Raw genomic sequence first — 16026 nt, 5'->3', positions numbered from 1 at the left:
GCGGAGAAACGTGGCGGGGGCACGGGAACGGGTGCTCGCGAGGGGGCGCCCGGCGTGCGCGCGCGCCCCGGGCGGGCGCGCCCGGGCGAGGCACGCGATTCACCCGTACGGGTGTACGGGGACTGCGGTCCCGGGCGTGCGGTGTTCGACTCGGAGCAATCGCGCGCGGGTCCGGCGCGCCGACCCGAGGTGGTGCCCGCGGTGCTGTGCCCTCACGGCCTTCCCGGCGAAGGCGGCCCGACGCCGATACCGGCGCCCCCACCCGTCCCGGACGCCCACTCACCCGCCCCCGCGACGGGCGAGTCGCCCGCGCGTGTCCCGGGCACGTCGCCCCGGCCCTTCGGGGAGGCCCGGTCGTCCGCGCCCGCGGAGGGGGAGTCGTCCTTGCCTGTCGGGGGTGCGCGATGGTCGCCGCCCGCGACGGGCGAGTCGCCTGTGTGCGTCTCGGGCGGGTCGCCCCGGCCCTTCGGGGAGGCCGAGTCGTCCGCGCCCGCGGAGGGGGAGTCGTCCTTGCCAGTCGAGGCCGCGCGGTCGTCGTCGCCCGTGGAGGGCGAGGCGTGTCCGCCTGGCACGGGTGAGCAGCGGCTGCGTGTCGTGGGCCGGCCGTCGTCCCCGCCCGGCGCAGGGCGGCCGTCGGCGCCCCCGGCGGGCCCGCCGCCCGTTGTCGGCCTGCGGGCGTCCCGGTCCGTCATGGGCGAGCCGCCGCCCCTGCCGGTGGCGGACCCGGCCGGTACGGGCGCGCCGTTTCCGCTTCTCGCGAGCCCGGCGCCGGTCCGCCTGCCGGGGTGTCCCTCGCGGGCGACCCCGCCGGGTCCCGCGTACGGCACCCCGTACGCGCCGCCCCGGGCGCCGTCCGTACGGGTGACCGCGCCGCCGAGCCTGCTCGATCCGGGCGTCGAGCGCGATCCCCAGCCGCTGTACCGCGCCCTGCGCGGAAACTTCCCCCTCGTGTACGACGAGCCGTTCGGCGCCTGGCTGATCAGCAGGTACGCCGATGTGCGCGCCGCGCTCGCGGACCGGCGGCTCGCGGCGCCCGACCCCGGACCCGCGGCGGCCCTCCAGGAGGACGGTACGCACCGCGCGTACCGGGCCCTCGTGTCCTCGGGGCTCGCGGACCACGCCACGGCCGCCCTGGAATCGGGCGTCGAGCGCACCGCGTACGTCCTGGCCCGCCGTCTGGCGTCCCGTCAGGAGGCCGATCTGGTGACCGAGTTCTGCCAGTGGCTGCCCGCCGCCGCGGCCGTCGCCGCGCTCGGGCTGCCGTACGAGGACACCGTGCGCGTGCACGCCTGGTGCCGTACCGGACTCGACCACCTCGGCGGCCACCGCCCCGGACTCGGCGCCCACCTGCGCCCGCACATCGTCCGCCGCCGCGCCCAGCCAGGCGACGATCTGCTGTCCGCGCTGTGCACGGCCCGCCCCGACGGGCGTCCCCTGACGGACGAGGCCGTGACGGCCCTGGCCGGGACGGTGCTGGGCGCGGCCGGCGAGACGACCGCACGCGCGCTCGCGTCGTTCCTCGCCAACCTTCTCGACCACCCCGGCCAGTTGGACCTGATCCGGGCCCGTCCCGAGCTGACGGGCGGCGCCTGGGCCGAGTCGCTGCGCCGCGATCCGCCGCTGCAGATCGTGCCGCGCCGGGCGCTCGAACCGATCGGCCCGATCCCCGAGGGCGCCACCGTGGCGTGTCTGCTCGGGTCCGCGGGCCGCGACCCGGCACGGTTCGCCGACCCGGACCGCTACGACGCCTTCCGCCCCGACCCGGGCGAACTCGCGTACGGAGCGGGACGGCACCTCTGCCTGGGCGCCCCGCTGGCCCGGCTGACGGCGGAGCACGGTCTGCGCGCCCTGCTGGCAGTCCTGCCGGGCCTCCGCAGGGCGCCGGGACCGCGCCCGCCCGCCGAGGGCCTGATCAGCCGCTCTCCGCGAACCCTCCCGGTGTGTCCGAGCTGACGCGCTCCAGCAGCACGACGGGCGACCCCCCGAAGAGGTCCGCCACGCGCGCGTGCCCCGTGAACTCCCGCTCGGGCGAACCGGGGACGAGCACATCGGTCCACCGCCCGTCGGGGAGCGCGAGACGCGTGTCGCGCCAGCCACCGGCCTCGGCCAGCCTCAGCGACAGCCGGGTGACCGCCGTGATCACCTCTCCCGACCGCGCGAACGCCACGCAGTGTCCGGCTCCGGGGCCCTCGGCCCGCAGCGGCCCGTACGTCGCCGCGTCGCCGAAGACGTCCGGCCGCCGGGCGCGCAGCCGCAGCGCGGCGACCGTGAGCGCCACCTTCTCCGCGGACAGGTCCCGCGGCGCGAACGCCCCCCGGTTGTCCGGGTCCACCAGAGCCAGGTACTCGTCCTCGGTGCCCTGGTACACGTCCGGCACACCGGGCATCGTCAGATGGACCAGGGCGGCCCCCAGGACGTTCGCCCGCACATGGGGTGCCAGGGAGGCCCGCAGGGCGGCCACGCGCCGTCCAGGGGGCCCGCACGGCCCGTCGGTGACGAACGCCGCCACCGCCTCCTCGTACACCGGATCCCGTTCGGTCCAGGCCGTGTGCGTGCCGGCCTCCCTGATGTGCTTCGACAGGGCGTCCCGGACCCGCTCGGCGTAGACCTCGCCCCCCTGCCCCGGACCGCCCCCGTCCCTGTTCCCGTCCTCGTCCCCGCCGGTGGCCGGGCCGAGGCCGAACACCGTCTGCCACGCGGCCCACGCCACCTGCGGGTCGGGCATCCCCGGCCCCTCGCGGGTCACCTCCGCCAGGACGTCGGACCAGCGCTCCGGACACTGGGTGAGGACCGAGACCGCCGCGCGCACGTCCGCGCTGCGCTTCGTGTCGTGGGTCGACAGGACGGTCCCGGTGACGGGCCAGTCGCGCTGCACGCGCGCGCAGTGGGCGTGGAAGTCCTCGGGGGACACCGCGGGGCTGCCCGGGTCGCCGCCCACCTCGTTCGCGGACAGCAGCGGCACATAGCGGTAGAACGCCGTGTCCTCCACGGACTTGGCCCGCAGCGCCGACGACGTCTGCGCGAACCGGGCCCGGAATCCGGCCGCCTCGGGCCCGTCGGCGTCCCCGTCCCGCCCGAGCAGCAGCTCCCGTACGACGTCCACGGCACGCGCCTCCTCGGGCACCCGGAACGCCGTCCTGGCCTCGGCGGCGGCCCGCTCGGTGACCACCAGGGACGCGTCCGTGGACGGGTAGGGCCGGTACACCTCCAGCCGGACCAGCAGTTCGCGCAGCGCGGCGCCCAGGGCCCAGGGGGCGTGGTCGCGCAGCGCGGGGTCGGGGGACGCGTCGCACAGCGCGCTCACCTCGCGGGTGAGGCGCTCGGCCTCCGCGGCCAGTTCGTGGGTGACCACCTTGTACGCCGCCCGGCGCACCGTGCTCTCCCAGTGGCCGCCGCGGTCGGCCTGCGGGGCCGCGAACCGGCGGTAGCGGCCGAGGAGCATGCTCGCACCCGCCGTGTCCGTGAAGAGGCCGTCGACCTGCCGCAGCGCGTCGTAGCCGGTGGTGCCCGCCACGGGCCAGGCGGGCGGGAGCGGTTCACCGTCCGCGAGGATCTTCTCCACGACGGTCCAGCGGCCTCCGGTCGCCTCGTGCAGGCGGCGCAGATAGGCGTCCGGGTCGGCCAGCCCGTCCGGGTGGTCGACGCGCAGTCCGTCGATCACACCGTCGTCGAGAAGCTCCAGGATCTTCGCGTGGGTCGCCGCGAACACCTCCGGGTCCTCGACGCGTACCCCGATGAGTTCCGAAATGCTGAAGAAGCGGCGGTAGTTGAGATCGGTGCGGGCCAGCCGCCACCAGGTCGGGCGGTACCACTGGGCGTCGAGGAGCTGTCGCAGCGGCAGCTTCTCCGTGCCCTCGCGCAGCGGGAAGACATGGTCGTAGTAGCGCAGTATGTCGCCGTCCACCTTCAGATGGCCGATCTCGGCGCCGAGGCGGTCCCCGAGCACCGGCAGCAGGAGCCGGCCGCCCTGGGCGTCCCAGTCGATGTCGAACCAGCGCGCGTAGGGCGACCCCGGGCCCTCGCGCAGCACCTCCCACAGGGCGTGGTTGTGGCGCGGGGCCATGGCCATGTGGTTCGGCACGATGTCCACGACGAGGCCGAGGCCGTGCGCCCGCGCGGTGTGTGCCAGGGAGCGCAGCCCCTCCTCGCCGCCCAGTTCGGCCCGCACGCGCGCGTGGTCCACCACGTCGTAGCCGTGGGCCGAGCCGGGGACGGCCTCCAGGACGGGGGACAGGTGCAGGTGGGAGACGCCGAGCGAGGCCAGGTAGGGCACGGCCGCCTCGGCACTCCGGAAGGGGAACTCCGGCTGGAGCTGCAGCCGGTACGTGGCGGTCGGCACGACGGGAACCACCGGGCCGCGGAGGGCCGAGCGGACGATCGCCGGTTCGGGACGCTCAGGTGTCATGGGAACCTACGTACCCGCCCGGCCGGAGTTCCTTTCATCGGCGCACGCATATGGGTTCGCACGGCGTCCCGCTCCGGAGCACGAGACCCCCGCCCCGCGCGCGTGGCCCCCGACGGAAGCCCACGCGCGCGTGACCCGGGAAGGCGCCGCCCTAGGCGGGCCGCTGAAGCACGGTCATGCTCCGGTCGACCAGGGTCAGCCGGTCCCCGGCCTCGACCTTCGCGCCCGTACCCGGGGCGACTCCCTCCGGGAGGGACGTGTCGACGACGACCTGCCACTGGCGGCCGTGGTCGACCGGCACCACGAAGTCCAGGGACTTCGGTGAGGCGTTGAACATCAGCAGGAAGGAGTCGTCGGCGATGCGCTCCCCGCGCGGGCCCGGCTCGGAGATCGCGTTGCCGTTGAGGAAGACGGACAGCGCGCGGGCCTGCGCGGAACCCCAGTCCCGCTGGGTCATCTCCTGGCCCTCCGGGGTGAACCACGCGATGTCGGAGAGCTCGTCGTGGGTCCCCTGGACGGGCCGCCCGTGGAAGAAGCGCCGCCGCCGGAAGACGGGGTGGTCCCTGCGCAGCCACACCATCGCGCGTGTGAAGTCGAGGAGTTCGGAGCCGTCCTCCGGCCACGGCACCCAGGCCAGCTCGTTGTCCTGGCAGTACGCGTTGTTGTTGCCGCCCTGGGAGCGCGCGAACTCGTCGCCGTGACTGAGCATGGGCACGCCCTGGGAGAGCATCAGCGTGGCGATGAAGTTGCGCTGCTGCCGGCCCCGCAGCGCCAGCACGCCCTCGTCGTCCGTGTCGCCCTCGGCGCCGCAGTTCCACGAGCGGTTGTGGCTCTCGCCGTCGCGGTTGTCCTCGCCGTTGGCCTGGTTGCGTTTGTTGTTGTACGCCACGAGGTCGTGCAGGGTGAAGCCGTCGTGGCAGGTCACGAAGTTGATGGAGGCGAGCGGACGGCGTCCGTCGTCCTGGTAGAGGTCGGACGAGCCGGTCAGCCGGGAGGCGAACTCGGCCAGTGTGCGCGGCTCGCCCCGCCACATGTCGCGGACGGTGTCGCGGTACTTGCCGTTCCACTCGGTCCACAGGGGCGGGAAGTTGCCCACCTGGTAGCCGCCCTCGCCGACGTCCCAGGGCTCGGCGATCAGTTTCACCTGGGAGACCACCGGGTCCTGCTGGACGAGGTCGAAGAACGACGACAGCCGGTCCACCTCGTGGAACTGCCGTGCCAGCGTGGCCGCCAGGTCGAAGCGGAAGCCGTCCACGTGCATCTCGGTGACCCAGTAGCGCAGCGAGTCCATGATGAGCTGGAGCACGTGCGGGGAGCGCATGAGCAGCGAGTTGCCGGTGCCCGTGGTGTCCATGTAGTAGCGGGGGTCGTCCGCGAGACGGTAGTACGAGGCGTTGTCGAGGCCCCTGAAGGAGAGCGTCGGGCCCAGGTGGTTGCCCTCGGCCGTGTGGTTGTAGACCACGTCGAGGATGACCTCGATGCCCGCCTCGTGCAGCGCCCGGACGGCCGACTTGAACTCCAGGACCTGCTGGCCCCGGTCGCCCCAGGAGGCGTACGCGTTGTGCGGGGCGAAGAAGCCGATCGTGTTGTAGCCCCAGTAGTTGTTGAGGCCCATGTCGACCAGCCGGTGGTCGTTCACGAACTGGTGTACGGGCATCAGTTCCAGTGCGGTGACGCCGAGTTCGGTCAGGTGTTCGATGATCGCCGGGTGGGCGAGCGCCGCGTACGTGCCGCGCAGCTCGTCGGGAAGCGCCGGATGGCGCATCGTGAGGCCCTTGACGTGGGCCTCGTAGAGAACGGTGTGGTGGTACTCCGTACGGGGGCGCCGGTCGTCGCCCCAGTCGAAGTACGGATTCACCACGACGGACGACATCGTGTGGGGGGCGGAGTCCAGGTCGTTGCGCTTGTCGGGCGACCCGAACGGATAGCTGTACACCTCCTCCCCCCACTTGATGGCGCCGGAGATCGCCTTTGCGTACGGATCGAGCAGCAGCTTCGCGGAGTTGGCGCGCCGGCCGTGCTCCGGCGCGTACCGCCCGTGCACCCGGAAGCCGTACCGCTGTCCCGGCATGACGCCGGGCAGGTACGCGTGCCGGACGAACGCGTCGGTCTCGCGCAGTTCCACGGCCGTCTCCGAGCCGTCGTCGTGCAGCAGACACAGCTCGATACGGTCGGCGGCCTCCGAGAAGACCGCGAAATTGGTACCGGCACCGTCGTACGTGGCACCGAGTGGATACGCCTCGCCAGGCCAGACCTGCATGGATATGACTCTTCCAGTAGTGCCGTGCCCCTGGGGGCGAGTCCGAGCCGAGTCTCCCCGAAAGTGATGGAACCTCCTATGACTTACATCCCTCTTACCCCGCGACCAGGCATATCTCGTATGCCGAACCAGTGGGACTCAAGCGACTCCTGAGGGCATAGGGGGAGTAGGGGGAAATGTGCGCAAGATAGTGCACCGCCATCTGGGCAAGGTGGTGGCGGGTGCGGCCATCGCGGTGGCCGGGACGGCCGTGATGATCGGTATCACCCTTCCGGGGTCGGCGGGGGCCGACGAATCGGGCGGGAGCCTCGGGGCCGGGGGAACCGCGCGCCAGGCGGAGCAGGACGGGCAGGGCGGCGCGGTGCGGCCCGGTGTCGTCGAGCGGGCGCCGGCCGAGGGGGAGAAGGGCAAGGGCCGGGACCCCCTCACCGACGACGAGACGAAGCGCGTCGAGCAGCTCGCGGTGAACCGGCAGCTCTTCGATTCCAGTGAGAACGTCGAGGGCGCGCGCGGACCGCAGCGGGTCGGCGTCGACCTCGCCGAACCCGAGACGGCCGAACTGGACGACCCGAACGCGCCGCGTCGCGCGGACGTCACGTTCTACGACTACAAGGACGACACGCTCGTCACCAAGACCGTCAACCTCGACACCGGGAAGGTCGAAGGGACGGGCGTCCAGCACGGCGTCCAGCCGCCGATCAGCCGCGACGAGATGACCGAGGCCGCCAAGCTGCTGATCGCCGACCCGCTCGGCGCCGGCCTGAAGGCCGACTTCAAGGACGCCACCGGCAAGGAGCTCACCTCGCCCGACCAGCTGGTGCTCAACAGCATGGTCTACCGCGCGACGCCGGGCGCCCAGCCCGCCGTCCTCGCCTCCTGCGGCGAACACCGGTGCGTCCGGCTCTTCCCGAAGGCCAAGAACGGGCCCTGGATCGACAGCCGTGATCTGGTGATCGATCTGAGCACCCGCAAGGTCGGCAAGCTCGGCTGAGCGCCGCTTCTCTGTCCTTCCCACCCTTTCAGCTTTCCGCAAGGAGTCACTTCTTCATGCGCGTCAACAGAAACAGCCGTGCCCGCAGCCGGGCGGCGGTGGGCCTTTCGGCGCTCGCCCTGGCCGCCGGAGCGACGACGGCCGCCGGACCGGCCGTCGCCCAGCCGAAGGCCGCTCCCGCCCCGTCCGCCGACTGCAGCGCGGCGTACCGCATCGAGCAGAAGCTCGCCACCGGCACCACCTGGCGGATGTGCTGGCACTACGAGAGCGAGGCCGGGCTCGTCCTGGAGAACATCTCCTACCAGCCGCCCGGCGAGGCCAACCCGATCAAGGTCCTCAGCAGCGCCAAGCTCGCCCAGATCGACGTGCCCTACGACGACGGCTCGGTCGAGTACAGCGACCTGACCGGCGCCGGCTTCGGCCAGGGACTGGTCGACATGGTCCCCGCCGAATGTCCTGGCGGCGCCATCAAGACGGTCAAGGTCCCCGACGCCTGGGACCCGCAGCACGCGAACGTCAAGGGCCTTTGCACCACGACCCGTTCACGCGGCCACGCCTACCGGATGGAGGCCGACACCGGGAACAAGGTCTTCCAGAAACAGGGCAAGGACCTGCTCGTCTACACCGTCAACAAGGTCGGCTGGTACGAGTACATCACCGAGTGGCGCTTCCAGGACGACGGCACCGTCAACATGAACATCGGCGCCACCGGCAGTCTTTCGCCCGGTGACTACGACGCGGGCGACGGCCGCGGCTGGCCGCTCGGCAAGGGCGCCAAGGACTACGCCACCAGCCACAGCCACAACGTGTTCTGGCGGCTCAACTTCGGCCTGGACGGCTCCTCCAAGGCGAAGATCGAGCAGTACGACTCCGTGGTCAGCCCGCCCGCGCAGGGCCACGAGGCGCCGAGCAACAAGACCACCGTCACCAAGGTCGCCAAGGAACTCGCGGGCGACGCCAAGAACATGCGCTGGTGGCGGATCGTCAGCAACTCCGGCAAGAACAAGGACAACCACGCACGCTCGTACGAGATCGTCCCGGGAGCGACCACCAAGTACCTCGGCCGTTCCTTCACCAAGCACGACGTCTACTTCACCGAGTACAACAAGTGTGAACAGTTCGCGAGCGACAACCTGCGCAACTGCGGTGCCGGACACGGAACATCGGTCGACAAGTGGGTCGACGGACAGACGCTCACCCACCCTGTGGTCTGGGTGAACGTGGGTTTCCACCACATCGCGCGCGACGAGGACCAGCAGCCGATGCCGGTCCACTGGCAGGGCTTCGCCATCGCACCGCGTGACGTCACCGCTATGAATCCGCTCACTCCGCCGGAGCTGGCGAACCAGAACGGGCATGTCGAACCAAGGTAGTTGAGAAACGACCTGTGCATCGGGCTGCACCGCTCGCCGCTCCCGGAGTACCCTTCCTTGATCGTTGATTGGGGCCTGGCCCCTGGGGAGTGCTCGGGGGAGCGGAAGGCGGTGCGCGGGTGGGCTCGGGAGGGCTGGAGCTGCCTCCTGGTGACGAGGGTCACGAGGGGAACTCCACAGATGTCCCGCCCGGCGCGGTGTCCCTGGCACGGCCGATGGAAATGGGATCCATTGGACCGGAACTGGACTGGGGTGCCGACGCCTGGCGCGAGGTGCGTACGCGCGCCCAGCGGGCAGGGCGCGCGTACATCTGGCTGAACCTGGTCGAGCAGCGGCTGCGCGCGGTCGTGGCCGCCGTCCTGCGTCCCATCTACGAGCCCGTCCACGGCGACGACTGGGTGGTCGCCGCCGCGGGACCGGCCGGCCAGGAGTGGGTGCAGCGCGCCGTCGCCGTGCGCGAAGTCAGCCGCCGCAAGGGGTACTTGCTCGACCCGGCCGACGACAACGTGCTCAGTTTCCTGACGCTGCCCCAGTTGCGTGAGCTGATGGTGCAGCACTGGCCCTGCTTCGAGCCCTACTTCGACGAGCGCAGGGACGTCGAACTCGCCCTGGACGAGCTGGAAGTGACCCGCAACGTCGTGTCGCGCAACCGCGCTCTCTCGGAGGCGGTCCTCAACCAGGCCGAGCGGGCCGCGGCCAAACTCCTGGAGATCCTCGGCGCGGGCAGTGATGTGCCCTCCGCGCGGCGGCTGCCCGTGGACGCCGTCGAGGACCTCGTCGGCGACCGGTACGCGGACGTCGTCGGGGTGCACTCCGACCGGGTGCGGCTGCTGCGCCAGTTCCCCGCCGAGGACCTCTTCGGCGGAGCCCGCAGGCTCGACGCGATCGGCATCGGCCTGAACCTGCTGGTGCAGAACTTCTCCGGGCGGCGGCTGGTCCGCCTCGCCGAGTCCGGCTGCCGGACCCGGCTGCTGTTCCTGAATCCCGCGTCCAGTGCGGTCAAACGGCGCGAGCGTGAACTCGGCATCAAGCGGGGCGAGTTGAGCCGGGCCGTCGAGATGAACATTCTGCACATGCGGCGAGTGAGGTCCCGGCTGCGCGACCCGGACGCCTTCGAGATCCAGGTCTACGACGAGACGCCCCGCTTCACCGCCTACCTCGTGGACGGGGACGGTTCCGACGGGGTCGCGATCGTGCAGTCGTATCTGCGCCGCACCCGCGGCATGGAGGCGCCGGTCCTGGTGCTGCGCGGGGGAAGCCGACTGCTCAAACCGGATGAAACCACCGAAGAGGGACTGTTCCCGACTTATCGCGAGGAGTTCGAGGTGGCTTGGGTCGATTCGCGGCCGGTGTCCTGAAAGGCCGTTCCCTTCGGTTCTCCGCCGCGGGTGGAACGCGGCCCCCGGATTGTCAGTGGCTCATGGGATCGTGGAGACCACTGGGGGAAAGCACCACAAAGAAGGGGGGCCGCCCATGGGCTGGCACCGGGAGCTGCTGATCGGCTTCGACCTGGAGACGACCGGGACCGATCCGCGCGAGTCGCGCATTGTCACGGGTGCCGTGATCGAGGTCAGGGACGGAGAGCCCGCGGGGCGCCGTGAGTGGCTGGCCGATCCGGGCGTGGAGATCCCCGTCGACGCGGTGGCCGTGCACGGGATCACCAACGAGCGGGCGGCGACCGAGGGCCGGCCCGCCGACGAGGTGGCCGACGCGATAGCGGGCGTCCTCGTCACCTACTGGCGGACCGGCGTCCCCGTCGTCGCGTACAACGCGGCCTTCGACCTCACGCTGCTCTCCGCCGAGCTGCGGCGGTACGGACTGCCCTCGCTGCGCGAGCGGCTGGGCGGCATCGACCCCGCGCCGGTCATCGACCCGTACACGATCGACCGCTCCGTGGACCGCTACCGCCGCGGCAAGCGCAACCTCGAAGCGGTCTGCACCGAGTACGGGGTGGTCCTGGACTCCGCCCACGACGCCTCGGCCGACGCCCTCGCGGCGGCCCGGCTCGCCTGCGCGATAGCCGGCCGCCACCCCAAGGTCGCCGCCCTCGGCCCCGCCGAACTGCACCTGCGCCAGATCGACTGGTACGCGGAATGGGCGGCGGACTTCCAGTCCTTCCTGCGCCGCAAGGGCGAGGCGGACGCGGTGGTGGACGGGACCTGGCCACTGCGGGACCTGGTGGACGACAAGGTCTGACGACCCGGTCCCGGGGACCGTCCGCTCCACACGCGGCCACCGCCCGGCCGGCGGGGTCCGGACGGGGTGGTGCGTGCGCGCCGTCCACGGACGCCTGCCGAGCACCGTCCGCGCACCCGCCACCGGGCACGGCCACGGGGTCCGGCCGGCGTGGGGCCCGGACGTTGCGACGGGGCCGTCGGGCGATGCCGGGGCGGGTGGCCGGAGTCGGGTCAGAAGGGGAACCAGCGGACCGTCTCGTCGCCGTCGCGCAGCGACGCCACCCGGCGTCCGAACTCTGTCAGTGCCTTGGGGTTCGTGGGGGCGTGCTGGGCGACCCAGGCGCAGCTGGCGGTCTCGCGGGCGCCCCGCAGGACGGAGCAGCCCTCCCACGCGCGCACGTCCCAGCCGTACGCAGCGGTGAACGCGTCGTACGCCTCGGCGGGAAGCCCGTAGCGGTCGCGGGACAGGGCCATGACCACCAGGTCGTGCTCGCGCAGATCGGCGGAGAAGGTCTCCAGGTCGACCAGGACCGGGCCGTCCGGGCCGACATGGACGTTGCGGGGCAGCGCGTCGCCGTGGATCGGGCCCGGCGGCAGCTGCGGGGTGAGCGCGGCGGCGGCCGCGGCGAAGCCGTCGCGCCGCTGCCGCAGATACGCAGCGTCCTCGAGGTCGATCGCGTCGCCCGCGAGACGCAGCCAGCGCTCCACGCCGCCGAGGAGTTCGCGGGGCGGCAGGGCGAAGGAGGGGGAGGGCAGCGCGTGCACGATCCGCAGAAGTCCGGCCAGATCGCGCGGCTCGGCGGGGCGCACGGGATCGGGCAGCCGGTGCCACACCGTCACGGGGTGTCCGTCGACCAGCAGCGGTTCGGGCTCGGCGGCCCGCACCGCGGGAACCCCCGACTCGGCGAGCCAGGCGGCGATGTCCAGCTCCCGGCGCGCCCGGTCGAGGAGTTCGGCGTCGCGTCCCACCTTGACGACCAGGCCGGCGGCGGCGAACACCGCGTTCTCGCCGAGGGCGAGGAGCGACGCCTCCCGTACCGGCCCCGGCAGTACCTTCGCCGCGGCCAGTACGTCCCGTGCCCGTGCCTCGTCCATCGCTCGCCTCCGTGTCCCAGGGCCTGCCCCGGCGTACCGCCCGCGCGGCCCGCGCCCACGACGGCTCCGGGTGCACGCCGTCCGTTCGATCAGTGTCGCATTCCCACAGGTGGGACCGGGTGCGCGAGGCCTTCGGCGGCCGGTGCCGTGCCGACGGCCGGACCGGTCGTGCCCGGCCTTGCTCGGCACGGGCCGTAAGGCCGTGGGTCACCGCGTCCCGGGATGCGGGCCCGCCAGCACGCTCCGGCGGGAGACGAACGCGTCCTCGGGGCCGAAGTGGGTGTCGAGGGCGTCCGCGAGGTCGTTCAGCGCGCGCGGGCAGTCGCCGTTGAACGAGGAGCCGTGCATCACGGCGAGCGTGGCCGGACGCAGGTCCGCGAGCGAGCGCAGGGTGGCGGTCATCGCGGTCAGGCACGAGATCTGCCGGAACAACTCCTCGGCCTCCAGGCACAGTTCGACGAGACCGTCCGCGGTGACGGCGGGCCCGTTCCCGAGGTGGGTGAACAGATCGCCGCAGAACAGGGTGCGGGTGTGCTCCTCGAACAGCAGCCGCGCCTCCCAGTTGTGGGGGACGTGCGGGGTGTTGATGTTCCGCACGACCCGCCGCACCTCGTGGCCGCCGATGTCGAGGCGCTCGCCCTCGCCCATCGGGCGCGGCGGCCGGGACACCAGGTCGTTGAGGGTGACCAGGCAGCCCAGGGTGTTGTGCGCGACCTCGGCCTGCTGGGCGACGGCCAGGAACTCGTTCACCGCGCCGCATTCGTCGGCCTCGACGTGTCCGAAGGTGATCCAGCGCAGCCGGTCCACCGGCATCACCCGCGCGATGGCCTCGGAGACCGGCGGGAACAGGGCGCGCATGCCGGTGTGGAAGAGCAGGGGCTCCTCCGCCGCCACCAGGAACTGGTTGAAGGTGAAGCCCGCCGGCGGGGCGATCTCGGGGATGTGCGTCGAGATCCGGTAGATGCCGTCGGCGATCTCGTCGAGACGCGTCTGCACGGTGAGCCGTCCCTTCATGGCGCAGGGGCCCCGCTCTCCGTACTACCCGATCAGCGGGTACCCCGCGACCGCAGGTGCTCATGGGCGGACAGGACGTGTCGCCTCGCCGGGGCCAGATGCCCGGCCACCTGCGCGAAGGGCCCGTCGGCCCCTCCCGGAGGAGGGGTCCGACGGGCCCTGGAGCCGCGCGGTCGTGCCTGCCGACGGTCCGGGTCGACGGTCCCGGCCCATCCGACGGTCCCGGCCGGTCCGTCGTCCCGGTGGCTGGTCCGTCGTCCCGGCCGGCCGGGCGGTCGTCCCGGTGGCCGCTCCGGGCGGCCGGTTACACCCCGGCCCGCTCGCCCTGCGGCACCGGTGCCACCACGGCCCCGGGGGCCTCGTCGTGGGTGAGGTCGGGCATCCGGTCCAGCCACTTCGGCAGGTACCAGTTGCGCTCGCCGAGCAGTGCCATCACCGCGGGGAGCAGCACACCCCGGATGATCGTCGCGTCGATGAGCACCGCGGCCGCCAGGCCCACACCCATCTGCTTCATGGACTGCATGGAGAGCGTCCCGAAGATCGCGAAGACGGCGACCATGATGACGGCCGCGCTGGTGACGACACCGGCCGTGGTGACCACCCCGTGCCGGATCGCGTCCTTGGTGCTGAGACCCCGCAGCCGTGCCTCACGGATCCGGGAGACCACGAACACGTGGTAGTCCATCGAGAGCCCGAAGAGGATCACGAAGAGGAACAGCGGCAGCCAGGCGACGATCGCGCCGACGCCCGCCGCGCCCACCAGGGACGCGCCCCAGCCGTGCTGGAAGACCGCGACCAGGATGCCGTAGGCGGCCGCCACCGAGAGGAGGTTGAGCGCGATCGAGGTGATCGCGATCGTCAGCGAGCGGAAGGACAGCAGCATCAGGACGAAGGCGAAGACGACCACGAAGGCGAAGACCGGGGTCACCGAGCCGATCAACTGGTCGTTGAAGTCGTGCGATCCAGCGACCTGCCCGGTGATCGGCGCCTGCAGGCCCTCGACCTTGCCGAGCGTCCGAGGACGTACGGTGTCGCGCAGCAGCGCCAGACTCTTCTCCGCCCTGCCCTGGTCGGAGCCGCCGACCAGCGGGACGAAGACGAAGGCGACGTTGTGCTCGGCGTGCACCTTGATGTCCACCGGGCCGCGCGAGGCGCCCGAACGGACGGCCGCCGTACGGAAGTCGGCGAGGGCGGCCTTCACTTCGGGGGCGTTGATGTCGCGCGCCTTGACGACCACCTCGGCCGGCTCGGAACCGCCCGGGAAGGCGTCGTTGACCCGGTTGTAGGTGCCCACGATCGCCAGCGAGTTGCCGAACTCCTTGTCGAGCGTGAGCTGCTGGGTCTTCATGCCGAGTGCCGGAGCGGCGATGGCGAGCAGCGCGCCGGTCGCGACGACGAGGGAGACCGCGGGCCTGGCGAGCACCACGCGCAGGACGGCGCCCCAGAACCGGCTGCCCTCGCCGGCCGGTCGGCGGTTGCCCCGCCCGCCGCTCGCGCCGCGCCGCTTGGCCCGGTGCAGGAACGGGATACGGCCCTTCTCGACGCGCTCACCCAGCAGGGACAGCAGCGCGGGCAGCACGGTGACCGAGCCGACCATGGCGACGGCGACGACCATCAGCGAGGCCAGGCCCATCGCCTCGAACTCGGCGAGCCCGGTGAAGAGCATGCCCGCCATCGCCACGCACACGGTGACACCGGAGACGATGATGGCGCGGCCACTGGTGGCGGCGGCGATCCGCAGGGCGGTGTCGGCGTCGCGGCCCGCCTCGCGCTCCTCGCGCTCCCGCCGCAGGTAGAACAGGCAGTAGTCGACTCCGACGGCCAGACCCACCAGCAGCATCACGGAGTTGGCCGTGTCGCTCATCGGCATCAGATGGCTGACGACGCCCATCAGGCCCATCGTCGCCATGATGGCGGTGACAGCGAGCGCCACCGGAAGCAGCGCCGCCACGAGCGCGCCGAACGCGATCAGCAGGATGCCGAGCGCCACGGGCACGGCGGAGAGTTCGGCCTTCTGGAAGTCGTCGCCGAACGCGTCGTCGTACTGCTTCTTCATGCTGGCGCCGCCGATCTCCTCGATCCGCAGCCCGGCATGGTCCTTCCGCACCCCCTCGACGGCCTTCAGCACGGGCTCGACACGGTCGCCCGCCGTCTCGGAGTCGCCGCGCATGTCGAACTGCACCAGCGCGCTGCGGCCGTCCTTCGAGATCGTCCCGGTGTCGTACGGCGAGGTCACGTCGGTGACCCTGCCGGTGCCGCCGACCGCCTCGACGACCGCGGCGACCGCGCTCCTGAAGTCGGCGTCGGTGGCCTTGTGGCCCGCGTCCTTCGCCTGGACCAGGACCGTCTCGCTGGCCGGCTCCTTGATGCCGGCGTCCTCGATGATCTTGGCTGCGGTGTGTGTCTCGCCCTTGAGCTGGTCGCTCTCCTTGACGTCGACGCGGCCCGCCGCGGAGCCGAGGCCCATCGCCAGGACGACGAACAGCACCCAGATCCCGACGGCCGCCCATCGGTGCCGGGCGCTCCAGCCGCCTGCTCGCGCGGCGATGCCCCGCACCCGCGTGTCTCCGTTCCCCATGACGGGCCAGCCCCTTTGCGCACGGTGACAGCCCCCTGCCGCCACCTCTGTATCGAAGGTATGGGCCGGATAAGAGCGTCTCGTCGTGCTGCCTGGTGAGCCCCCGGCACCCCGGCTCCTCCCCGCGGACCCC

The 16026-nt window shown here is 72.3% G+C and carries 11 protein-coding genes; 5 read left to right on the top strand and 6 right to left on the bottom strand.

Annotated features, from left to right (window positions below; genetic code table 11):
- Positions 1–212: 212 nt before the first annotated feature.
- Positions 213–572 (bottom strand): hypothetical protein, encoded by a 360-nt coding sequence (locus OHT01_RS10275; protein WP_328552832.1) that lies wholly within the window; start codon positions 570–572, stop codon positions 213–215.
- Positions 573–690: 118 nt separating this feature from the next.
- On the opposite strand from OHT01_RS10275, the gene OHT01_RS10270 reads away from it, so the two are divergent.
- The gene (locus tag OHT01_RS10270) at positions 691–1953 is read left to right on the top strand and encodes a cytochrome P450 (RefSeq protein ID WP_328552831.1); all 1263 of its coding nucleotides are present in this window, start codon (positions 691–693) and stop codon (positions 1951–1953) included.
- On the opposite strand, the gene treY is transcribed toward OHT01_RS10270, so the two are convergent.
- Together treY and glgX are read right to left on the bottom strand one after the other, a co-directional pair.
- Positions 1913–4405, bottom strand: a complete 2493-nt coding sequence (gene treY / locus OHT01_RS10265) for a malto-oligosyltrehalose synthase (protein WP_328552830.1) — start codon at positions 4403–4405, stop codon at positions 1913–1915. The genes OHT01_RS10270 and treY overlap by 41 nt on opposite strands.
- A 151-nt stretch (positions 4406–4556) precedes the next feature.
- On the bottom strand, positions 4557–6665 hold the full coding sequence (gene glgX, locus OHT01_RS10260; RefSeq protein WP_328552829.1) for a glycogen debranching protein GlgX: 2109 nt from the start codon (positions 6663–6665) through the stop codon (positions 4557–4559).
- Positions 6666–6843: 178 nt separating this feature from the next.
- On the opposite strand from glgX, the gene OHT01_RS10255 reads away from it, so the two are divergent.
- The 4 genes from OHT01_RS10255 to OHT01_RS10240 all read left to right on the top strand — a co-directional run bounded on the left by OHT01_RS10255 (position 6844) and on the right by OHT01_RS10240 (position 11225).
- Positions 6844–7656 carry a Tat pathway signal sequence domain protein gene (locus OHT01_RS10255; RefSeq protein ID WP_328552828.1) on the top strand — a complete coding sequence of 271 codons (813 nt, stop codon included), beginning with the start codon at positions 6844–6846 and terminating at the stop codon, positions 7654–7656.
- A 56-nt stretch (positions 7657–7712) separates the two neighbouring features.
- Positions 7713–9029 (top strand): copper amine oxidase, encoded by a 1317-nt coding sequence (locus OHT01_RS10250; protein WP_328552827.1) that lies wholly within the window; start codon positions 7713–7715, stop codon positions 9027–9029.
- A gap of 119 nt (positions 9030–9148) precedes the next feature.
- Positions 9149–10387, top strand: coding sequence for an SAV2148 family HEPN domain-containing protein (locus tag OHT01_RS10245; RefSeq protein ID WP_328552826.1), 1239 nt, complete (start codon positions 9149–9151; stop codon positions 10385–10387).
- 115 nt (positions 10388–10502) lie between these two features.
- A complete protein-coding gene (locus OHT01_RS10240; protein ID WP_328552825.1) occupies positions 10503–11225 on the top strand; it encodes a 3'-5' exonuclease in 723 nt (240 codons plus the stop codon).
- Between the two features lie 212 nt (positions 11226–11437).
- Here OHT01_RS10240 and OHT01_RS10235 read toward each other — a convergent pair whose 3' ends face one another.
- The 3 genes from OHT01_RS10235 to OHT01_RS10225 all read right to left on the bottom strand — a co-directional run bounded on the left by OHT01_RS10235 (position 11438) and on the right by OHT01_RS10225 (position 15893).
- Positions 11438–12301, bottom strand: a complete 864-nt coding sequence (locus tag OHT01_RS10235) for a phosphotransferase enzyme family protein (RefSeq protein ID WP_328552824.1) — start codon at positions 12299–12301, stop codon at positions 11438–11440.
- A 207-nt stretch (positions 12302–12508) separates the two neighbouring features.
- Positions 12509–13297, bottom strand: a complete 789-nt coding sequence (locus tag OHT01_RS10230) for an MBL fold metallo-hydrolase (protein WP_328552823.1) — start codon at positions 13295–13297, stop codon at positions 12509–12511.
- A gap of 322 nt (positions 13298–13619) precedes the next feature.
- Positions 13620–15893, bottom strand: a complete 2274-nt coding sequence (locus OHT01_RS10225) for an MMPL family transporter (protein WP_328552822.1) — start codon at positions 15891–15893, stop codon at positions 13620–13622.
- Positions 15894–16026: the final 133 nt, after the last annotated feature.

Origin of the sequence: Streptomyces sp. NBC_00358, from assembly GCF_036099295.1 — a bacterium.
GTDB lineage: Bacteria > Actinomycetota > Actinomycetes > Streptomycetales > Streptomycetaceae > Streptomyces.
The sequence above is the reverse complement of the archived record's forward strand: the minus strand, read 5'-3'. Positions and strand labels throughout refer to the sequence as shown.